Here is a 21,613-nt window from a genome sequence, read left to right as displayed (position 1 = left end):
TTAATTATGACTTTAACAACCAATGCAACAATTCACGCCTTTAGTGACGTTACACGACCACCAGCGATAAATGAGAGTGTTTGGGTTTATATTTATGAATCTGGTGATACGGTTAATCCAATTAAGAAAGTAGAACTTGTACCACTAGGTACGAATACCAATCAAACCCTATTTGAATACAATATTCTAATAAATGGTGCCGATGCCGAGGCTTATGGCACAGAGTATGTGTATCAATTCATGTACATTAATTCACGTGGTAATATTTCAGCTAGAGGTATCCAGAAGGCGGAGAGTGTGGCTGCTCCTGAAGTAACTATTGTTGCTGATGCAGATAATGACGGGATGATTACCGCTGCTGAATTGTCTGGTTCAGCGAATCAAACTAACACAGGTTCAGTACATTATGGACCAGGTGTGGATGCGAGTACATCGCTAGATAAAACCGTTGCTGTTTCGGTTAAGATTCCAAGCTACGCCCAAGCAGGCGATACGATTCAGCTCGATAATGGTACGAGCGAAGTTGTGACGGTCACCTTAGAAGCTGCAGATATTTCAGCAGGCGCATTTACCGTCCGTTTGTCAGGAGAGTCTGGCAGTGTTGCTGATTTAACCGCTAAATGGTTTGGTCAAAACGGTAGCACTTCACTTAATGGCAGCGATCAATCGTTCGTTAATAGTGATAGCGAGATTGTTATTGACCCGATCACCGAAGATAACGTGATTAATGCCGTTGAATCAGAAGGCACAGTGACGATCACTGGTAAGGCGCAAGGCGCATGGATGAAGCCTGGCGATGAAATTAAGCTAACCATTAACGGCACAACCTACGCTGGTGAATTGGACGCAAATAATCAATTTTCAATTAATGTCCCAGGTAGCGAATTATTCGCTAACACCCAGGATAGCGATGGTAACGGTCAACCGGAAGTGTACGCTTCGGTCGTCTCAAAAGATCCATTTGGTAACGAGTTCACTACTGAGGGCTCAAAAGAATACAGTACAGACACCACAGCCCCTAGCGCACCGACGGTAACCATTACCGAAGACGTCAATGACGACGGCTTTGTTAATGCAGAAGAGCTTGAAGGTGAGGTTGATGTGACCATCGGCTTACCAGCAGGCGCTAAAGATGGCGACACTGTGACTGTGACTGACAGCAACGGCAACACTAAAGACATCGTCTTAACTGCTACAGACATCACTAACGGTTCGATTAACACCACTGTCCCTGCACCGGCAGCCGATGGTCCATTGACCGTGACGGCAACCGTCACTGACAAAGCGGGCAACACCAGCCCAGAAGGCAGCGACAGTGTGACAGTTGACACCGGTGTACCTGGCGATCAAGATGACGACGGTACTTCAGACAAAGCACCAGAAGTTACTATTACCACAGACGGTGATAACAGCGGCAGCATCAACAAAACAGAGCTTGACGCAGATGGTGGCAAGATCAAGGTCAAAGTCGACATCAGCGGCTTAGCGCACGTCGAAGTTGACGACACGGTTGTATTAACTGACCAAAGTGGCGCACAACAAACCTTTGTTCTGACAGCTAGCGACAAAGCTAACGGCTACATTGAAGCAGAGATTACGTCTCCAGCTGAAGGTTCTGACGCAGTAGCTAGTGCGTATGTAATTGACCCGGCGGGCAATAAATCTAAGACTGGCACAGACAGTGCGACCTTAGACACCAATGCCACAGAAGCGCCGACAGTTAAGATTACCGAAGACGTCAATGACGACGGCTTTGTTAATGCAGAAGAGCTTGAAGGTGAGGTTGATGTGACCATCGGCTTACCAGCAGGCGCTAAAGATGGCGACACTGTGACTGTGACTGACAGCAACGGCAACACTAAAGACATCGTCTTAACTGCTACAGACATCACTAACGGTTCGATTAACACCACTGTCCCTGCACCGGCAGCCGATGGTCCATTGACCGTGACGGCAACCGTCACTGACAAAGCGGGCAACACCAGCCCAGAAGGCAGCGACAGTGTGACAGTTGACACCGGTGTACCTGGCGATCAAGATGACGACGGTACTTCAGACAAAGCACCAGAAGTTACTATTACCACAGACGGTGATAACAGCGGCAGCATCAACAAAACAGAGCTTGACGCAGATGGTGGCAAGATCAAGGTCAAAGTCGACATCAGCGGCTTAGCGCACGTCGAAGTTGACGACACGGTTGTATTAACTGACCAAAGTGGCGCACAACAAACCTTTGTTCTGACAGCTAGCGACAAAGCTAACGGCTACATTGAAGCAGAGATTACGTCTCCAGCTGAAGGTTCTGACGCAGTAGCTAGTGCGTATGTAATTGACCCGGCGGGCAATAAATCTAAGACTGGCACAGACAGTGCGACCTTAGACACCAATGCCACAGAAGCGCCGACAGTTAAGATTACCGAAGACGTCAATGACGACGGCTTTGTTAATGCAGAAGAGCTTGAAGGTGAGGTTGATGTGACCATCGGCTTACCAGCAGGCGCTAAAGATGGCGACACTGTGACTGTGACTGACAGCAACGGCAACACTAAAGACATCGTCTTAACTGCTACAGACATCACTAACGGTTCGATTAACACCACTGTCCCTGCACCGGCAGCCGATGGTCCATTGACCGTGACGGCAACCGTCACTGACAAAGCGGGCAACACCAGCCCAGAAGGCAGCGACAGTGTGACAGTTGACACCGGTGTACCTGGCGATCAAGATGACGACGGTACTTCAGACAAAGCACCAGAAGTTACTATTACCACAGACGGTGATAACAGCGGCAGCATCAACAAAACAGAGCTTGACGCAGATGGTGGCAAGATCAAGGTCAAAGTCGACATCAGCGGCTTAGCGCACGTCGAAGTTGACGACACGGTTGTATTAACTGACCAAAGTGGCGCACAACAAACCTTTGTTCTGACAGCTAGCGACAAAGCTAACGGCTACATTGAAGCAGAGATTACGTCTCCAGCTGAAGGTTCTGACGCAGTAGCTAGTGCGTATGTAATTGACCCGGCGGGCAATAAATCTAAGACTGGCACAGACAGTGCGACCTTAGACACCAATGCCACAGAAGCGCCGACAGTTAAGATTACCGAAGACACGAATGGCGACGGTATTATTAATCAAAGTGAGCTTCAGGGTGACGTGGATGCGATCGTTAATCTGCCAAGTGATGCGGTTGCTGGTGATACCTTGGTAGTCACCGACCAAGATGGTGTAAGCCAAGAAATCACCTTGACTGTTAATCACATTCAAAACGGTAGTGTTGCTGTAGCAGTTACTGCACCAAATGATGGTGAGACTGTTAAAGTGACTGCGGTTGTTGTTGACCCAGCAGGTAACGTGTCGGATAAAGGCTATGCTGAGGCATTGATTGATATCAGTGCGCCAGATTCTAGCACAACACAAATCGCAGTTGATGATGTCACTGCTGATAACGTGATTAATGCGGCAGAAAGTGCTGCTGATGTTGCGATTACTGGTGTTGCGACTGGTGAATTCCAGGATGGCGATAAGGTCGTTCTAACCATCGATAGCGTTGACTATGAAGGTACAGTGGATAGCAACGGTCGATTCAGTATCGATGTTGCTGGCGCAGGCTTAGTCAATGATGCTGATCAGGTTATTGATGTGACTTTCTTCCCAACAGATGTTGCGGGTAACACAGGTACAGTGGTTGCTGATAAGGCCTATGGCGTTGATGTAACCATTGATGTGGGCACTATTGATGCACCAGATCAAACCACGGATACAACCCCGACCATCACAGGTCAGGGCGCAGAAGCTGGAGCAACGGTGAGTGTTGCTGTGACTGATCCTAATGGTAACCTGTTAGAAACTTTAGTAACAACCGTTGCTGCGGATGGAACGTATGAAGTCACACCAACTCAGCCAATTCCAGTTGGTGGCTACACCGCGACTGCAACCGTTACAGACGTAGCTGGTAACAGCGGCAATACCAATGATGATGGCAGCATCAAGGAAATTGGTAAGCACTATAAAGTGTTCACTGTAGCGTCAAGCTGGAACAGCGATCATGGCCCTGTTGATTATGGCTCATACAAGCTAACCGAAGGCGATGATTGGATCGAAATTGGCAATGGATCTAAGAACTGCTGGACTTGGGGTACACAGGGTAATATCTGGAACAAAGCCCCATGGCATGGTTGGGCTGTTATTTCCACCGGTGGTGGTGATGACCGGATTGATACTGGCGTTCCGGGTCACCAGGCATGGTGGGGCTTAGCACCTGATAAAGGTGGCTGTGGCAGCATGTTTGCTTATACCAAGGTTGATATGGGCACAGGTAATGACACCTTTAACCTCAAGGGTAGCATGGTCAACGATGCGATCGTTGATATGGGCTCAGGTGATGATGTCATGCGCGCTGGTGGATTCCTCGGAACCAACACCAAAGTCGATATGGGTTCTGGCAACGACACACTGGAAGTTAACGGCAGTATGTTGGGTTGGTCAAAAGTCCTCTTAGGCGATGGCGATAATAGTTTCAAATTACATAAGAATATGGTGAATAACGGGGTTATTAAAGCCGGTTCAGGTAATGATGAAATTTATATCGATGGCTTTGTCGGCACAAACAACCTGATCAACTCTGGTGAAGGTAATGACAAGGTGATCATCGGTTCAGATGTGTTATCTGGCACGGTCATTTCTACTGAAGGTGGTAATGACACCATCTCTATTGGCCGTAACATCTTGGCTGGCGCTAAGGTCTTTGCTGGCGACGGAGACGACAGCTTACATATCGGCGGTAATATGCTCGCAGGTAGCATGATTGACATGGGTTCAGGTGATGATTCTATGACTATCGATGGCTACGTTGGCATTAATACCCGAATCGAGATGGGCGATGGTAACGACACCTTGTCCTTCGGTAAAGCGATGCTTGCTGGATCGCACATTGACATGGGCTTCGGTGATGACACATTGATATTTACTGGTAAGACGGTTGATGGCAAGCTGCATGGTGGTGAAGGCCAAGATACCTTGGTGTTGGATTACAATGGTGGTACTAACATGGTTACTGGCATTAGTGCTTGGAAGCATGTGACAAACATCTCAACTTCCGACATTGATGGCTTCGAAATTATCAAGCTCAATGGCCCTAATGCGTTGGATATCCGTTATAAGGATCTCCTGCAAGACACCACACGCGACGGTGCTTTGTTTGTCCAAAGCGACGATATTCGCAGTAAAGTGGATCTTGGTAGCACGGACTGGAACTCGGATCGCGATATGAACTTACGCGATGCAGGTGGTGGTTCTTGGGCTAAAGTTGGTAGCGAAAATGTCGGTGGCATAACCTACGACGTTTACCATCACAGCAGTGCTGGCACAAACACTAATGATGATGTGTATATCCAGCAGGGTATTACTGTGATCTAATCGTTCACTACACTTAAGCAAAAAAACCCAAACTCGGTTCGCCGGGTTTGGGTTTTTTATGGCCTGTTAAAAGCGCATTACGGTACACTAGAGCGTTTTACGAGCAGGATATCTATGGATATTGCCCAACATATTGCTGAAAAACTCAGTACGCCAGTCCATAAGGTGAAGGCTGCGATAGCGCTACTCGATGATGGTGCGACCGTGCCGTTTATCGCACGCTATCGCAAAGAGGCAACCGGTGGACTAGACGATACGCAGCTACGATTGTTACACGACCAGCTTGGCTATTGCCGCGCACTCGATGCACGTCGTGAAACGATTTTGTCTTCGATTGCTGAGCAAGGAAAGCTGACCGATGTCCTGCGACAAAACATAGAAGCCGCACGCGATAAAACAACGCTGGAAGATTTGTATTTGCCGTATAAACCCAAACGGCGTACAAAAGCACAGATCGCTCGTGAAGCAGGGCTAGCACCACTCGCCAAACAAATACTCGACGAGCAATCAAGCGATCCATCAGCGTTCGCTCAAGGCTATATTAGCGTCGATGATGGGATAACAGATGCCCAAGCGGCGCTAGATGGTGCACGTGCGATTATTATTGAAGAGCTCGGTGAGGATGCCGCGCTGCTGGCTGTATTGCGCGATAAATTATGGCGTGAGGCAGTAGTCGTTGCCGAAGTTGTTGCCGGACAAGAAGAGATCGGTAGTAAATTTAACGATTATTTTGCTTATGAAGAGGCCATTCATAAAATCCCCGCGCATCGTGCGCTAGCGCTGCTGCGTGGACGTAACGAAGGCGTATTGCAGGTTCAGCTGCGCGCGCAAGCAGCACAATTGTCAAGCCGTGCGGTTAGCGACTACGAAGTGTTAATGGCACAGCATTTAGCGCTAGGCGCTGATTGTCAGTGGCTACACGATACGGTGCGTCTTGCTTGGCGCGGTAAGCTCTTGGTGTCGCTCACCACACAAGCGTTTGCACGCTTAAAACAACAAGCTGATCAAGATGCGATTGCAGTGTTTGCGAGCAACGTTAAAGATGTTTTGCTTGCATCTCCGGCTGGTCGGCTGCCAACCATGGGTTTGGATCCTGGTTTGCGCACCGGAGTTAAGGTCGCGGTGGTTGATGATACCGGTAAAGTGGTCACCACTGATACGATTTACCCACACCCGCCGCGCAAAGATTGGCAGGGCAGCTTAACGACGTTGCTCGCGTTGATTGAACGTTATGATGTGCGTTTGATTGCCATAGGTAATGGCACAGCGAGTCGTGAGACCGATCAGCTGGTTAGCGAGCTATTACAAGCGTGTCGCAGCCGCGAACTGGCTCGTGTGGATAAGTTGATGGTCAGTGAGGCCGGTGCGTCGGTGTATTCTGCTTCAGCATTGGCGGCCAATGAGCTGCCGAATATGGATGTGTCATTACGTGGTGCGGTGTCGATTGCGCGGCGCTTGCAAGATCCGTTAGCGGAATTGGTCAAAATTGACCCTAAATCGATTGGCGTTGGGCAATATCAGCATGATGTTGATCAAGTGGCTTTAGCTCATAGTCTTGATGGGGTGGTGGAAGATTGCGTGAACGCGGTGGGCGTGGATGTGAATATTGCTTCGCCGGCATTGCTTGCGCGTATCGCCGGGTTGCACAGCACATTGGCGGATAATATTGTTGCTTACCGCGATGAACATGGCGCATTTGCTAGCCGGAAAGCGTTGCTTGATGTACCGCGTTTGGGTGCGAAAACGTATGAACAAGCCGCTGGTTTTTTGCGCATTCATGATGGTGATGAGCCGCTTGATGGATCGGCGGTACATCCAGAGGCGTATGGGGTGGTGCGCGCGATGTGTGACAAACTCAGGCTCGATGCGCGTGCGTTGATTGGCAATCGAGAGGCGCTCTCGCGCCTAGACGCGCAGACGTTTACCAATGAGCAGTTTGGCCTGCCGACTATTAATGACATCCTTGCTGAATTAGATAAGCCCGGGCGTGATCCGCGTGGCGAATTTCAAACCGCCAATTTTGCCGAAGGTGTACAGCAAATCACCGATTTGTACGAAGGTATGCTACTTGAGGGTGTAGTCAGTAATGTCGCGAACTTTGGCGCGTTTGTCGATGTTGGTGTTCACCAAGATGGTTTGGTGCATATCTCGCAGCTTGCTGATCGTTATGTTGCTGATCCGCGTGACATCGTAAAAGCTGGTGATGTGGTGAAAGTGCGCGTGCTAGAAGTGGACGTTAAACGCAAACGTATTAGTTTATCGATGCGAGAAGAGGCCACAAAAACCAAGCATACTGCACAAAAACCTGCTAAAAATTCTGCGGAGCAACGAAAAAGCGTACCAGACTGCCAAAAGCCACAAACTGCGATGGCAGAAGCGTTTGCTGGGCTGAAAAAATCATGATGGAAACCCACCCATTTGCGCCATTTATCCCTGAAAAAGCGAAGCTACTCATGGTCGGCAGCTTCCCGCCACCTAAAGCGCGCTGGGGTATGGACTTTTTTTACCCTAACCCACAAAACGATATGTGGCGGATTTATGGCTTGGCGTTTTTTGACGATAAAAACCATTTTCTGAATGCCGATAGCAGTGGTGGGGATGCGGCAAAAATCCGTGCATTTTTAAGCGAAAAGGGTATCGCGATTGCCGGTGTGGCGTATAAGGTCGAGCGCTTAAAAGGTAATGCTTCCGATCAGTTTTTACGCATCGTTGAAACGGTAGATCTTTCGGCGCTGCTGGCTAAAGTGCCGCATTGCCACAGCATCATGACCACAGGCGGCAAAGCCACGGATACGCTATGCGAGCTATTGCCAGAAAATACCCGCAAGCCGACCTTGCAAAAACCGGGACAAACGCAAGTTAATAACCGCAAGCTCAACCTATACCGACTACCATCAACTTCACGCGCCTACCCCAAACCACTCGCTGAAAAAGCGGCTATTTATGCCAAGTTCTTTCGAGAAGTCGGTGTGTTATCGGGTTAAGACAGATGAAAAAAAACCGCTAAATCCCGAGGACTAGCGGTTTTTAAAAACTGGTAGACGCGATTGGATTCGAACCAACGACCCCCACCATGTCAAGGTGGTGCTCTAACCAACTGAGCTACGCGTCTATTACACTCTAAGGCGCGCGATTATAGGTTGGATTGCCAGGTGATGCAAGTTTAATTTGCTTGAGCCCTGTGTTTACGCTGTGATTACTCTATAATGACGCCTTTTGTGTTGGCTTTAAACGATTATGTCTGCATTTAATATTATCGCCTTGGTGTTGGTGGTTACGGCGGTGTTCGCGGTGATCAATGACCGCTTCATTAAGCTGCATCGCACGATTGGTGTGATGTTGATTGCGCTGGTGATGTCGTTGATGATTTTGGCCGCAAAATGGCTCGGCCTGATTCATGATGATCTGATGACGAAGATGATTGAGCAGGCGCGTTTTGGTGAAACGTTGATTCAAGGGATGCTCGGTGCTTTGCTCTTTGCCGGGGCGATCCATATCCGCGCTGAAGATTTAAAACCGCGCTTGATTCCGATTACTGTGTTAGCGATTGTCGGTGTACTGACCTCCACAGTGATCGTCGGCTATTTGATGTATTACGCCATCCACCTGCTGAGCAGCATCGAACTGCCGCTGCTGTATTGCTTTACCTTTGCTGCGTTGATTTCACCAACCGATCCGATCGCTGTACTCGCCATTTTGCGCTCGATTGGTGTCTCAAAAGGCTTGGATATGGACGTGTGCGGCGAGTCGCTGTTTAACGATGGTATCGGTTTGGTAGTCTTTACCTTTTTTGTTGCTTTGACGGTGAACGCGGAAACGATGAGTGCTGCCGAGGTGTCGATCTTTTTTGCGCAAAATGTGGGTGGGGCGATTATTCTGGGTGTGGTGTCGAGTTACATCGTCTATCTGTTGATGCGCACCACCACCGATTATCATATCGAGATATTGCTCAGCTTGGCGCTGGTGTTTGGCAGTTTCCAGTTTGCAGAACTCATTGGTGTATCGGCCGCGATTACGGTGGTGATTGTGGGTTTGGTGTTTGGTCATTTATTCCACAAAAATATGGGTGAGAAAAGTCGCGCCTCGCTCTATACCTTTTGGGAAGTGATCGATGAAATTTTGAACACCGTGCTATTTGTGATGTTGGGTGTGGTGCTGCTCTTGGTGCCATTTGATACCCACCGCTTGTTCCTAGGCGTTTTTGCGATTCTGATTGTTTTATTCGGTCGCTGGGTGAGCGTGGTGATTCCGGTGAGTGTGATGCGGCGCTGGTTTTATTTCTCGCCACGCTCGGTGCGCATCCTCACATGGGGTGGATTGCGCGGTGGGCTGTCGATTGCTATGGCGCTGACTTTGCCTGATAGCACATATAAAGAATATATATTATTAATGACTTATGCGGTGGTTGTATTCTCCATCCTGATTCAAGGTACCACGGTTGGTAAACTCGCCGGCAAGCGCCAAACGCTTGGTAACGAATACCGTGACCCACGCTTATATGAAGTTACTGCTGAGAAGGAAGAATGATGCACGAAGTTTTAGCTCAATCTGTTTTCGCTGCCCGACGCACCCAATTATTTGAACAATTACCGGAAGGGGCTGCGGTGGCACTTTATGCGGCCGAGCCAGCGCTGCGCAATAATGATGTGTACTACCCGTACCGCCAGGACAGCTATTTCTGGTATCTCACTGGATTTCCTGAAGGCTCAGCGATCGCGGTGTTAACACGCAAAAACAGCAAGGTGCACTACACCTTATTCAGCGCCCCACGTAACCCAGATAAAGAAATCTGGGAAGGGAAAATCATCGGTCAACAAGGGGCAATCGATCGCTATGGCGCTGATGAAGCGTATTCGATCGACGAGGCAGACAAGATTAGCGACATGCTCGCTGACTGTAGTCGGATTTATACCGTTTTAGGCGTGCACGAGAAGCATGATCAGCGCATTACCGCGCTGTTGCGCGATATTCACCAGAAAACCGGGCGTGGTGGGGCGCCGATTGACGCGGTTGCCGATCTGCGGCGTATTGTTGATGAACAGCGGATGATTAAAAGCGCTGAAGAACAAAAACTTTTGCATCGCGCGGGGCAGATTAGCGCTGCTGGTCACCGCGCGGCGATGCTCGCTTCTCGCCCTGGAGCGTATGAATACGAAGTGCAAGCCGCATTAGAAGGCGAGTTTCGTCGTCAGGCGTGTCACTGGTCGTTTAACACGATTGTCGCCGGCGGGGCGAATGCCTGCTGTTTGCATTACACCACCAATCAAGCGCCACTCAATGATGGCGAGTTGCTGATGGTAGATGCTGGGGCAGAATACGCCGGTTATGCGGGCGATATCAGCCGTACCCATCCGATTAATGGCCGCTTTACTCGCGATCAGCAAGCGCTGTATGAGATTGTGCTTGCCGCGCAAACCGCGGCAATTGACGCCGCACGTCCCGGGATTCGTCACCTTGAGCTCCACACGCAAACCCGGCGCTATCTGATGCAAGGAATGATCGATGAAGGGATTATCAGCGGCAGCTTGGATTATTGGCTCGAAGAGAACCGCTTCATGCAATTTTTCATGCACGGCACCGGGCATTGGCTGGGGCTTGATGTGCATGATGTTGGGGTGTATAAACCTGAAGGGCAGTCGCGTGAATATCGTCCGGGGATGGTGGTGACTATTGAGCCGGGGTTGTATATTCAACCCGATGATACCAGCGTTGATGTGCGTTGGCGCGGTATAGGGATTCGTATTGAAGATGATGTAATCATCACTAATAGTGCGCCAGATGTCACCACAGCGGATGTGCCAAAAACGGTTGCCGAGATCGAAGCATTATTAAAAACGTGCGACAAGCGTTGTTCATAGAGAAGAGTTCTTACGGGAGGCTTGGATGAAAAAACTACTATTGCTAGGGCTTATAAGCTGGATGTTTGCGCCTGTGGCGTTGGCGGATGATTTTGCGCCTGAATGTGAGGCTTTGGTCAAGAAAATTCGTGAAGTTGGGGAAGAAACCCCGGCGTTGGCTGATGAATTGGCGAAGTTTGATCGCGAAGTGACGAAAGCGCGAGATCAGTGGGATGATTTGAGCGCTCAAGAAAAAGCACTTGCCGCGAAGCAATGCGCCAAACTGAGCGAACAACTTGAGGAAGCAGTTAATGTATTAAAGGCGCTGCAAGTACTTAATAAAGTGAAATAATCACGTAATTATTGTTTTCAAAAAGTTAATAATAACGTATCATTTACGTATATTTTGCGGCAAAAATGCGATTAATAACGCAGTTAGGATGGGTAATGCAAAACAACATGGATTTGGTGTGACATTATTTAACGGACAATCATGGAAAATCGCCTGCCTCGGGGTGGGATTAATCGTTGCCTCATGGGCGCAAGGCCGCACACTCCCGGAAATCTTACAAGACGGGCTGGCGAATGACCCAGGGCTTGCAGAAGCGCGGGCTAATGAGCGTATCGCCGATAGTCGGCTTGCACAAAGTGAGGCGCAATGGTGGCCAACGTTAGGCGCAAAAGCAAGGCAGCCGATTGCAAATAGCCGAGATTCATCAAATAGCTTCAAACCAGTGCTTGAAGCAAAATGGACGGTTTATGATTTTGGTCGCCGTGCCGCGCAAATCGAGCGCGACACGCTTAAAACCGACTATTACGCGTACAAAACCGAAGAAGCCGCTGAAGAGCTGATTTACGAATTATCCGGATTTTATCTCGAAGCATTGCGTGCCAAACTCTCGCTGGATGTTGCACAAGGTAACTTACAGCGCCACCGCGATATCGTTAACAAGCTTAAAGTGATTGTTTCGTATGATCCGGGGCGCCGTTCAGAGTTGACCCAGGCAGAAGGGCGTTTGCTGCAAGTTGAAGACAGCATTATGAATTATAACCGCACGCTAGGGCTCGTTTTGCTGCGTCTGTCGCGCTATGTTCAGCCTGCGGTAAGCGAAAACGAATTGAATGATCCGTTCACCAAAAATAGCGTCGAGGCGTTGATCTCTCAGTACAATACCAGCGAAGAAGACCTCGCTACACATCCGAGCTTTATTGCGCAGAAAAAAGAGCTTGATAGTATTGAAGCAGAGCTACGCGTTGCTGAACGCGATCGTTGGCCAAAACTTAATTTGGTCGGACAAGCTTCAGACGATGATTCGTCGATCTATTTAAATATGGATGTTGACGTGTTTAACCGTGCAACCGCACCAGGTATCGAAGAAAAAGAAGGCCAGATTATCGCGGCTCGAGCGCGTTTAGACGATATTTTGCGCAATTTAAGCGAGCGTGGACAATTGGCTGAGCTGAAAATGCGTGAGGATCAATCGCGGATTGATATTGCCGATAGCCAAATTAGAGCGCTGAAACAAGTCACTCGAGATTACGAAGACCAATTTTCGATTGCGCAGCGCAGCCTGCTCGATGTGGTGAACGCGTATAGCGAACTGGCCGGCATTGAGCAACTGAAAGTGCAAGCGACCTATGATTTGATGCTCGCTAAGCTCGATTACCTGTCATCGGTCGGTGCGCTGCGTATTTGGGCGGGGATTGACGAAAACGCTGTCTCTCGTAGCGGTGGACAAGTCGTCTCATTAGCGGGCCAAGCAGAAGGTGCGTCAGTCGATAAGCGTGCTGATGATATTGAGATGGTTGAGGTGAAACGCTCAATGATGGCTCTATCAGAAGCGAAAAGTAACCGTAGTGACGATGCGCAATTTGTTGAGGCTACGCTACCTGTTGAGCCAGAATTTAGCGCAGATTATGCCGTCTCTGTACCGGAATTGGTGATTATCCCGGTTGAGAAGCAGCAGGATGAGCTTGCCGCACAAACAGCGCTTGCCGCGCAACCAGAGCCGACGTTTGTTGATGGCTTCCAATGGGCTGAGGCAACGATGACACCTATTGCTTGGAACAGCGCTGCAACAGAAAAAGCGCGTGATGTGGTTGAAGCAGAGCCAGAGCTAATCCCTGAGCCTATAGTTGAAGCAACGCGCGAAGAAGCGCCAATTATGGCTAAGACTGAAACAATCAAGCTGGAAAGCCATGCTGCAGAAGTGGCGTTGGTGAAACCAGAATCACAGGCAACATCTGGTGATGCTGATGACAATAATTCGCGTACAGAGCCGTCTACTGGTAAGGTAGAGAGCAAAGCAAGCGCGGATGTCGAGTTAGTCGCAGCGAAACCAGCAACGTCAGCAGTGACAAGCGATTCTGGTAAATCAGTACAACGTCCACAAGTGAAGCCAGAGCCAGTTACTGTAGCGTCTGCACCAGCACCAAGCACAGCATCGGTAGCGGCCAAGACACCGACAGAATCGGTCACAACGACTTCAGCAGTAAGAACACAACGCACCTTGCCTAAGCCATCGAACAATGCGATCGGTAGCATTTTCTTAAAAGGTGATGATCGTATCCCGACGGGTCCGAAACCCAGCGCGCCAAAGCCTGCGCAGCAAGTTAAGACACAGGCGAGTCAGCTGCCGACTCAACCAGTGCGTGCAAACGCTGCCGCAGTGGTAAATTCACCGGATGTGCGTGAGGCTACGATTAGTGCTGACGCCTCACAATCGTATGTGCAAACCAATGAGCAGGGTGAATTGATATTGGTTGCGCAGCCTGCCGCACTGTAATGACTATGGATTAAGACATTATGCAATTTTTACTCGAAAACATCAGCTTACTCACTCGCCTGCTGCAGCATCCGGTCTCTTATGCGACGCTTGCGACGCTCACACCGCGCGATCAGGTTGGTGATGTTGATTACCGTGCGCTCGGCGATGTGCTCACGCATCAAGGCTTTGAGAATCATCTGCAGCAGCGCGATCTAAACAGCATTCCGCCGTTAGCCTTGCCAGCGGTGCTGCTGTTTCATGATGGCCAGTCAGCTGTGCTCAAAAAGATCGAGCAGGGTAAGGCGCAGATTGAGATCTCAGGTGTTGGTGAGCAGGAAGTCACCCTAGAAGATTTAAACAAACAATACCTTGGCTATGTTTGGTTTGTGAAGCCGAAGGTGGCTGCCGATATTCGCTCGGAACTCCCAGAATATCGCCTGTCGAAAGGGTGGTTCTGGCGGGTGATTTGGCGCTTCCGTCGCTATTATTACCAAGTGATCGTCGCCACGTTTATGATCAACACCCTTGCCTTGGTCAGCTCGTTGTATGTGATGAACGTGTATGATCGCGTCATCCCAAATAAATCGTATGACACCCTCTGGGTGCTGAGTATTGGCGTATTTATCGCGATCTCATTTGAGTTTATTGCTAAGATGATCCGTGGTCACTTAACCGATATTGCGGGTAAGAAAGCCGATTTGATTATCTCTTCCGCGCTATTTCGCCGCGTAATGCAGATTAAGATGGAAAATAAACCGGTTTCGGCGGGCTCTTATGCTAATAACCTGCGCGATTTTGAATCGGTGCGTGAGTTTATGACCTCAGCAAGCTTATTGGCGCTGGTCGATATGCCGTTTTTTCTGCTCTTTATTGGCGTGATGTATCTGGTGGCTGGCAAACTGGCGCTGGTGCCGCTGATGATTATCCCAATCGTCTTACTGGTTGGTTTGCTGGCGCAGGTACCATTAGCGCGCTCGATTAACGAATCGATGCGTGAATCATCGCAGCGTCAAGGTTTGGCGGTAGAAGCGGTCGATGGGATCGAAACGCTGAAAGCGAATAATGCGTATAACTGGGTGCAAAAGCGCTGGGATCACTACACCGCTAAAGCTGCTGCATCGAGTATTAAAACCAAAGACATCAGCAATATGGTGATGAATTTCTCCACAATGATGCAACAACTCAATACCGTTGTTTTGGTACTCTTTGGCACGTATCTCATCCATGCTGAAGATGCACCGACGCGCATTACCATGGGTGCGTTGATTGCGTGTGTGATTCTATCGGGCCGAGCGCTCGCCCCCGTTGGGCAAATCGCTGGGCTGGCGGTGCGTTATCAGCAGGCGAAAGTCGCGCTCACCGGGGTTAACGAAGTAGCCGAACGTCCGATTGAATACAATATCGATCGTAAATATATCGCTTTGGACAAGCCCAAAGGCGCGGTGGTTTTTGATGATTGTACCTTTGCCTATGACGACAGCGGACAAATGGCGATTAATAAAGTCTCGCTGACGATTAATGCCGGTGAAAAGGTCGCGATTATCGGGCGGATTGGTAGCGGTAAATCTACGCTGCTTAAAATGATTGCCGCGCTTTATGAACAGCAAAAAGGCTTGATTAGTTTCGATGGCGTCGATATCCGACAAATTGATCCGTATTATTTACGCAAACAAGTCGCTTTGCTTGGGCAAAATCCGCGTCTGTTTTTAGGTACGTTACGTGACAACCTTGATATGGCGCGCAGCGATGGCTTTTTCCGCGATGATGTGTTGCTTGAGGCGCTTAATCGCTTTGGGGTGGCGCAAATTATCCAGCAGCATCCAAAAGGCTTGGATATGCCGATTGGCGAGGGTGGTACTGGCCTATCTGGTGGGCAGCAGCAGATTGTTTCCTTAGCGCGCCTCACCTTGAAAGATCCTTCAGTAGTGCTCCTTGATGAACCAACCAGCGGTTTAGATCAGAATACCGAACAGATGGTGCTGAGTGCGCTACGTTCATGGCTGCGTCACCGCACATTGGTGGTCGTCACCCACCGTCCGCAACTGCTTAGCTTGGTTGACCGGATTATTGTGATGGAGCAAGGTCGTGTGGTGATGGATGGGCCGAAGAAACAAGTGCTCGATCGTTTGGCCGGCAATGAAAATGCGCCACAGGGCAGCAGCGGTGCGCAGGCTAAAAAAACGGCATCTAGCGCGCCAACGAGTGTGGCGCCACAAGTCAAACAAAATCAAAATACAGGGAAGCCTTGATGGCAAAGAACCGTTCGATGTCGAAAAAAGACCTTAAATTGGTGAGCGACCTTAATGCCGCGATGCAACAAGAAAAACATCGTGGATTATGGTGGAGTGTGTTGCTGCTGGCCGCCTTTTTGGTGGTATTTGTCGTTTGGTCATATTTCAGTGTGCTAGAAGAAGTGACCCGTGGGCAAGGCTCCATTATCCCGAGCTCGCGCCAGCAGATGATTCAAAGCCTGGACCCTGGGATTATCGAAACCTTACACGTTGAAGAAGGGCAGCTGGTTGAAAAAGGCGATTTATTGGTGACCTTGGATGATACGCGTAGCTCAGCCGTATTGCGCGAAACCAAAGCCAAAGTGATCAACCTTGAAGCGATGTTGGCGCGCTATCGTGCCGAAGCGCATGGTGGGCCAATCGATTTCCCTGAAGATGTGCCGCTTGAGCTGCGCAATCGTGAACGCAGCGCTTACAGCGCGCGTAAGAAATCGCTTGATGAGTCGGTTTCTGGTTTGCAGGCGTCTAAGCGCATTTTGGACGAGCAAATTTCGCGCACCCGCGAAATGGTGCAGCGTGGCGTGTCTTCAGAGATTGAATTACTACGCATGCAGCGTGAATCCGCGGATTTGGCGCTGAAAATTAACGACCGTCAGAATCAGTATCTCACCGATGCGAACAATGAACTGGTGCGTACCGAAGCCGAATTAGCGCAGGCTAGAGAAAACCTCGCGATGCGCGCTGATCCGGTTGCGCGCGCTGAGATTCGTTCTCCAGTACGTGGGATTGTCAATAACATCAAAATCAATACCGTTGGTGGGGTGGTTAACGCCGGGCAAGATATTATGGAAATTACCCCGGTAGGTGGTAAATTGCTCGTGCAAGCCTATATCCGCCCGCAGGATGTGGCCTTTATTCACCCAGAGCAAGAAGCGGTGGTGAAGCTCACCGCCTATGATTTTGCGATCTATGGTGGCCTTGATGGCGAGGTAATTTTAATCAGTCCGGATACGCTTAGTGATGAACGCCGTCCTAGCGAGCTTAATTTGGATGCTGGTGAATCGTATTATCGCGTGTTGATTGAGACTAAAGACAGCGTGCTCACCGATAAAAATGGTGAAGAATTGCCGATTATCCCGGGTATGGTGGCTTCTGTGGATATTAAAACCGGTGAGAAAACCGTGTTTCAATATCTCACCAAGCCACTCACGCGGATGAAACAAGCACTGCGTGAGCGGTAAGACTTATCACGACTGCTTAACATCCAAGCGCTGCCATCTCGCAGCGCTTTTTTATTGATTAGATGATTGTTTATGAGTGCTCGTTAGCGAGTAGTGTGGCGAGTTGCTCTAAGGCTTGTGCGCGGTGACTGATGCGGTTTTTGTCGTCACTGGCTAGCTCGGCAGCGCTACAGCCAAGATCAGGTAAATAAAACAGTGGATCATAGCCAAAGCCACCTTCGCCACACGCTTTTTTTAGTACCTCACCATGCCACAGCCCTTGCGCAATCAAAGGCAGCGGATCATCGGCGTGGCGTAGATAGACAATCGCGCACACATAATAGGCCGAGCGGTCAGACTGATTGCTCAATTCGCGTAACAGCTTGGCGTTATTCGCGCCATCATCGCTGGGTTCACCCGCGTAGCGCGCTGAATAAACGCCCGGTGCGCCAGCCAGCGCGGGCACACAAATCCCTGAATCATCGGCAATCGCCGCGAGCCCACTGATACGTGCGGCATGGCGTGCCTTAATGATCGCGTTTTCGATAAACGTTGTGCCGGTTTCCTCAGCGTCTGTGATGTCCCACTCGCTTTGTGGGTGTACGCGGATGTTAAGCGATTCAAGGATCGCGCGCAATTCAGCAATTTTCTTGCGATTATTGCTCGCTAGTACACAGTTTTTCATTAGGGGTTTAACCCCAGCACGCGGCGCTGCTCGGCCATAATATCCTGCACGCCTTTGGCCGCTAAATCGAGCATCGCGTCCATCTCTTCACGCCGGAAAGCATGACCTTCAGCAGTGCCTTGGATTTCGATAAACGCACCAGCGTCGTTCATCACCACGTTCATATCGGTTTCGGCTTCGCTGTCTTCGGCGTATTCCAGATCAAGCACCGCCTCACCGCGATAAATCCCCACAGAAATCGCTGCGAGCTGACCGTGCAGAGGGTTCTGCTTGATTTTGCCTTGCTTCATCAGCGTGCGCACTGCGATCGCGAGCGCGACAAAAGAGCCAGAAATGGCTGCAGTACGCGTGCCACCATCGGCTTGTAGCACATCGCAATCGATGGTGATTGCGCGCTCACCTAAGGCGCGTAAATCGACCACTGCACGCAGTGATCGACCGATCAAGCGTTGGATTTCGATCGTGCGGCCTTGTTGCTTGCCGCGTGCTGATTCGCGAACTGTACGATCGTGGGTGGCGCGAGGCAGCATACTGTATTCAGCGGTCACCCAGCCTTGCTGTTTGCCGCGCAGAAAGGGCGGTACCCGCTCTTCGACGCTCGCGGTGCACAAAACTTTTGTATCCCCACAGGTAATCAGCGCCGAACCTTCGGCATATTTATTAACATTGCATTCGATGGTTAACGGGCGAAGCGCATCATGGGCGCGTTGAGAAGGTCGCATGAAATTTTCCTCAGCCAAAAACGTGTGTATTATAACAAACCATCGGCCTAGGCTCGGCGAAAATGCTAAGATAATGCGCTTTATCAACAAAAGGATGCTTATGCGCCACGGTATGACAGCATTTGCGCGCGTGATTCGCGAGATTGGGGACTATCGCGTGCAAATTGAGATGCGCTCGGTGAATCACCGCTACTTAGAATTCTCACCGCGTTTGGGGGAGGCTTGGCGAGGACTGGAGCCGAAGTTGCGTGAGCGATTGGGTAAACAGCTCAAGCGCGGCAAGGTGGATTGCTGGATCTACGTTGAGCCGATCGAAGGTCAGCGCATCCCTGAGCTCAATACGCAAGCGTTGCACACCTGGCTTGAACGCTTAAATTCTGAGCACTACACAAGCCTGGGACAACCCGATTGGGCGGTGCTGCTCAGATTGCCAGGCGTGTTAGATAGCGCAAGCGATGATGATCTGCCTTCAGAGCAAGCCGTTCTGGCGGTGTTTGACGAAGTGCTTGGCCAATTACGCGAGCAACGCGCTGCGGAAGGTGAGGCGATGGCTGCGGTGATCAACGCGCGTTTGCAAGCGGTTGGCGAAGAGGTTGCTGCGCTGCGCGCGCATTATCCGAGCGTTAAAGCCGGTATTGAAGCGGATATGCGGACAAAGTTCGATGCGCTCACTGTGGAGGTGGATAGTCAGCGCTTTGAGCAAGAGTTGGTCTTTTTATTGGCTAAAGCGGATGTCGATGAAGAGCTCGATCGCTTGGATTTTCATATCCAACAAACGAGAGAGGCGCTTGCACAATCGGGTGCAGTCGGCCGACGCCTGGATTTTCTCATGCAGGAGTTTAACCGCGAGGCGAATACGCTCGGATCAAAATCGGCAGATGCGGTGTTTAGTCGTGCTGCGGTGAATCTCAAAGTCTTGATTGAGCAAATGCGCGAGCAAGTACAAAATATCGAGTAATACCTTAGGGTAAAAACGCTTCGAGCACATTATTGAGCAGTGCAAAGCCACGTGGTGTGGTGCACAGGCGGTGCTCAATATCGGCTTCAATTAAGCCTTGGGTAATGAGTGGTTTGAGTGTTGGGCGTAAATCATCAAGTGTGAGCTGGCTGCGCTCGGCGACATATTCTGACGGGATGCCGTCGCGTAAACGCAGCGCATTCATCATCAACTCAAACGGCTGCTCGGCCGGTTCGATAATGTGTTGTTGATCCTGGTAGGGGTTGCTGCTCGTGCCTCTTGCTGTCTGGTAGATCGTCGGTGCGCGGTATTTGCTGTTGCGCAGGATGCGTCGGTCAGCGAGGGTGCGTTTGCCGTGTGCGCCAGCACCAATGCCGAGATAATCCCCAAACTGCCAGTAGTTGAGGTTGTGTCGGCTGGGCGCGCCGCGTGTCCAGGCGCTGGTTTCGTATTGCTCAAAGCCGTGTTCGCGCAATAATTCACCGCCGCGTTCGTAAATCTCAATTTGCCGGTCTTCGCTGGGTAAGGTCGGTGGGTTGGCGTAAAACGCGGTGTTCGGCTCAATGGTCAGCTGATACCAGCTTAGGTGCTCGGCGTTTAGTGCAATCGCTTGGCGTAAATCAGCTAGCGCCTGATCAATGCTTTGCTGCGGCAGGGCAAACATAATATCGGTATTAATGCGCGTAAATCCCGCTTGTTGGGCGATACGCACCGCGCGTTCAGCCTCGTCGCCGCTGTGAATACGCCCTAGGCGCTGTAGATGTTCAGGGTTAAAGCTTTGTACGCCAATCGATAGGCGGTTAATGCCCGCTGCGCGGTAGTCGCGGAATTTCGCTTGTTCGAACGTACCCGGGTTGGCTTCGAGGGTAATTTCGCAATCCTCAGCTAAATTCATACGCGCGACAATTCCATCTAGCAGTGCGCCAATCGCCTGTGCTGAAAATACGCTCGGCGTACCACCGCCGATAAAGATACTTTCCAGCGGTCGTGGGTCAGCATCATGGTCTAAATCGCGCAATAGGTGCGTCACATACGCGTGTTCGTTGGGGTCTTCTTTGATCGCGTGCGAATTGAAATCACAATATGGACATTTCTGTACACACCACGGGATGTGCACATACAGACTAAGCGGGATCGTCATTCGTCCTCAGGGTTAATCAAGGCGAGGTTCTGGAAGTATTTTTGCAGTTGACGGTAGTGTTTCCCCGGGCTTCTGTCGCGCGCCTCTTCGGCAAGGGCTGCTTGTTCAGCGCGGTATTTTTGCACCCCACGAGTTAATTGGCGAATGTGTTGGATGTCTAGGTCAGCGTAGCGCGCAAACAGTTCACCGATAATCTCATCGTCTTCGGCCACTAAACGCTCGATTTCGTTTTGAATGCGTTGAATTTTCGCCCCCGTATTCAAAAAGGGATGGTTCACATGCTGATGCGCCTGTTGCACGGCCTCGAAATCATGCTCATCGAGTAATCTGGTGAGGTAATTTAAGTGCCGCTTCAGTGCGTTACCAGTTAAGCGTTTACCTTCAGCGAGCGCTGCCTGTAAGGTGTGCGAAATTGGCAGCAGGGCGTATTGCGCGCTTGGTAGGGTGAGTAGCTCCTGGGCGAAGGTTTTGATCGCGTCACGGCGGCGTTTTTCTTCACTGCGGTTAACACGGATTACCCGGCCAAATTCGTCGTATTCTTTTTCTGCGTCATTCATTGATGATGTTCATGTTTGTTACAAATTCACGCGTTATAATAACAGCCTTTTTGTGCGTGGGAGAGGCCAAGTCGGT

14 protein-coding genes and 1 tRNA gene are annotated in these 21,613 nt (G+C 50.2%); 10 read left to right on the top strand and 5 right to left on the bottom strand.

Going from position 1 to position 21,613, the window contains the following annotated elements:
- The first annotated feature begins 6 nt into the window (after nt 1-6).
- The 3 genes from L0B52_RS04185 to L0B52_RS04175 all read left to right on the top strand — a co-directional run bounded on the left by L0B52_RS04185 (nt 7) and on the right by L0B52_RS04175 (nt 8,402).
- Nucleotides 7-5,418, top strand: coding sequence for an Ig-like domain-containing protein (locus tag L0B52_RS04185; protein ID WP_235065309.1), 5,412 nt, complete (start codon nt 7-9; stop codon nt 5,416-5,418).
- Nucleotides 5,419-5,532: 114 nt separating this feature from the next.
- The gene (locus L0B52_RS04180; RefSeq protein ID WP_235065308.1) at nt 5,533-7,821 is read left to right on the top strand and encodes a Tex family protein; all 2,289 of its coding nucleotides are present in this window, start codon (nt 5,533-5,535) and stop codon (nt 7,819-7,821) included.
- Nucleotides 7,818-8,402, top strand: a complete 585-nt coding sequence (locus L0B52_RS04175) for a uracil-DNA glycosylase family protein (RefSeq protein ID WP_235065307.1) — start codon at nt 7,818-7,820, stop codon at nt 8,400-8,402. Before L0B52_RS04180 ends, L0B52_RS04175 begins: the two co-directional genes overlap by 4 nt.
- Nucleotides 8,403-8,453: 51 nt before the next feature.
- Here the strand turns inward: L0B52_RS04175 and L0B52_RS04170 are convergent.
- Nucleotides 8,454-8,530 (bottom strand) — tRNA-Val (locus L0B52_RS04170).
- 125 nt (nt 8,531-8,655) lie between these two features.
- On the opposite strand from L0B52_RS04170, the gene L0B52_RS04165 reads away from it, so the two are divergent.
- The 6 genes from L0B52_RS04165 to L0B52_RS04140 all read left to right on the top strand — a co-directional run bounded on the left by L0B52_RS04165 (nt 8,656) and on the right by L0B52_RS04140 (nt 17,495).
- Entirely contained in the window at nt 8,656-9,945 is a 1,290-nt protein-coding gene (locus L0B52_RS04165) for a sodium:proton antiporter (protein ID WP_235065306.1), read from the top strand.
- Nucleotides 9,942-11,276, top strand: a complete 1,335-nt coding sequence (locus L0B52_RS04160; protein ID WP_235065305.1) for an aminopeptidase P N-terminal domain-containing protein — start codon at nt 9,942-9,944, stop codon at nt 11,274-11,276. The genes L0B52_RS04165 and L0B52_RS04160 overlap by 4 nt, the downstream gene beginning before the upstream one ends.
- A 25-nt stretch (nt 11,277-11,301) precedes the next feature.
- Nucleotides 11,302-11,607 carry a hypothetical protein gene (locus L0B52_RS04155; protein WP_235065304.1) on the top strand — a complete coding sequence of 102 codons (306 nt, stop codon included), beginning with the start codon at nt 11,302-11,304 and terminating at the stop codon, nt 11,605-11,607.
- 88 nt (nt 11,608-11,695) lie between these two features.
- Nucleotides 11,696-14,041 (top strand): TolC family protein, encoded by a 2,346-nt coding sequence (locus tag L0B52_RS04150; protein ID WP_235065303.1) that lies wholly within the window; start codon nt 11,696-11,698, stop codon nt 14,039-14,041.
- A gap of 20 nt (nt 14,042-14,061) precedes the next feature.
- A complete protein-coding gene (locus L0B52_RS04145; protein ID WP_235065302.1) occupies nt 14,062-16,272 on the top strand; it encodes a type I secretion system permease/ATPase in 2,211 nt (736 codons plus the stop codon).
- On the top strand, nt 16,272-17,495 hold the full coding sequence (locus L0B52_RS04140) for an HlyD family type I secretion periplasmic adaptor subunit (RefSeq protein ID WP_235065301.1): 1,224 nt from the start codon (nt 16,272-16,274) through the stop codon (nt 17,493-17,495). Before L0B52_RS04145 ends, L0B52_RS04140 begins: the two co-directional genes overlap by 1 nt.
- A gap of 70 nt (nt 17,496-17,565) precedes the next feature.
- On the opposite strand, the gene rdgB is transcribed toward L0B52_RS04140, so the two are convergent.
- Together rdgB and rph are read right to left on the bottom strand one after the other, a co-directional pair.
- Entirely contained in the window at nt 17,566-18,159 is a 594-nt protein-coding gene (gene rdgB, locus L0B52_RS04135) for an RdgB/HAM1 family non-canonical purine NTP pyrophosphatase (protein ID WP_235065299.1), read from the bottom strand.
- Nucleotides 18,159-18,881, bottom strand: coding sequence for a ribonuclease PH (gene rph, locus L0B52_RS04130; protein WP_235065296.1), 723 nt, complete (start codon nt 18,879-18,881; stop codon nt 18,159-18,161). Before rph ends, rdgB begins: the two co-directional genes overlap by 1 nt.
- Nucleotides 18,882-18,993: 112 nt before the next feature.
- On the opposite strand from rph, the gene L0B52_RS04125 reads away from it, so the two are divergent.
- Nucleotides 18,994-19,839, top strand: a complete 846-nt coding sequence (locus L0B52_RS04125) for a YicC/YloC family endoribonuclease (RefSeq protein WP_235065295.1) — start codon at nt 18,994-18,996, stop codon at nt 19,837-19,839.
- A gap of 4 nt (nt 19,840-19,843) precedes the next feature.
- Here the strand turns inward: L0B52_RS04125 and hemW are convergent, their stop codons facing one another.
- Nucleotides 19,844-20,980 (bottom strand): radical SAM family heme chaperone HemW, encoded by a 1,137-nt coding sequence (hemW, locus tag L0B52_RS04120; protein ID WP_235065294.1) that lies wholly within the window; start codon nt 20,978-20,980, stop codon nt 19,844-19,846.
- Nucleotides 20,977-21,537 carry a ribosome biogenesis factor YjgA gene (yjgA, locus tag L0B52_RS04115; RefSeq protein WP_235065289.1) on the bottom strand — a complete coding sequence of 187 codons (561 nt, stop codon included), beginning with the start codon at nt 21,535-21,537 and terminating at the stop codon, nt 20,977-20,979. Before yjgA ends, hemW begins: the two co-directional genes overlap by 4 nt.
- Between the last annotated feature and the right edge of the window lie 76 nt (nt 21,538-21,613).

It is taken from the genome of Suttonella sp. R2A3, from assembly GCF_021513215.1.
In the GTDB taxonomy this organism is placed as follows: Bacteria; Pseudomonadota; Gammaproteobacteria; order Cardiobacteriales; family Cardiobacteriaceae; genus JAHUUI01.
Note: the sequence above shows the minus strand (reverse complement) of the source record. Positions and strands in the feature narration are given on the sequence as shown.

Excerpts from the sequence above, each read along its gene's own strand:
- L0B52_RS04185 (WP_235065309.1), top strand. The coding sequence starts at position 7 with ATGACTTTAACAACCAATGCAACAATTCACGCCTTTAGTGACGTTACA.
- L0B52_RS04180 (WP_235065308.1), top strand. The coding sequence starts at position 5,533 with ATGGATATTGCCCAACATATTGCTGAAAAACTCAGTACGCCAGTCCAT.
- L0B52_RS04175 (WP_235065307.1), top strand. The coding sequence starts at position 7,818 with ATGATGGAAACCCACCCATTTGCGCCATTTATCCCTGAAAAAGCGAAG.
- L0B52_RS04165 (WP_235065306.1), top strand. The coding sequence starts at position 8,656 with ATGTCTGCATTTAATATTATCGCCTTGGTGTTGGTGGTTACGGCGGTG.
- L0B52_RS04160 (WP_235065305.1), top strand. The coding sequence starts at position 9,942 with ATGATGCACGAAGTTTTAGCTCAATCTGTTTTCGCTGCCCGACGCACC.
- L0B52_RS04155 (WP_235065304.1), top strand. The coding sequence starts at position 11,302 with ATGAAAAAACTACTATTGCTAGGGCTTATAAGCTGGATGTTTGCGCCT.
- L0B52_RS04150 (WP_235065303.1), top strand. The coding sequence starts at position 11,696 with ATGGGTAATGCAAAACAACATGGATTTGGTGTGACATTATTTAACGGA.
- L0B52_RS04145 (WP_235065302.1), top strand. The coding sequence starts at position 14,062 with ATGCAATTTTTACTCGAAAACATCAGCTTACTCACTCGCCTGCTGCAG.
- L0B52_RS04140 (WP_235065301.1), top strand. The coding sequence starts at position 16,272 with ATGGCAAAGAACCGTTCGATGTCGAAAAAAGACCTTAAATTGGTGAGC.
- rdgB (WP_235065299.1), bottom strand. The coding sequence starts at position 18,159 with ATGAAAAACTGTGTACTAGCGAGCAATAATCGCAAGAAAATTGCTGAA.
- rph (WP_235065296.1), bottom strand. The coding sequence starts at position 18,881 with ATGCGACCTTCTCAACGCGCCCATGATGCGCTTCGCCCGTTAACCATC.
- L0B52_RS04125 (WP_235065295.1), top strand. The coding sequence starts at position 18,994 with ATGACAGCATTTGCGCGCGTGATTCGCGAGATTGGGGACTATCGCGTG.
- hemW (WP_235065294.1), bottom strand. The coding sequence starts at position 20,980 with ATGACGATCCCGCTTAGTCTGTATGTGCACATCCCGTGGTGTGTACAG.
- yjgA (WP_235065289.1), bottom strand. The coding sequence starts at position 21,537 with ATGAATGACGCAGAAAAAGAATACGACGAATTTGGCCGGGTAATCCGT.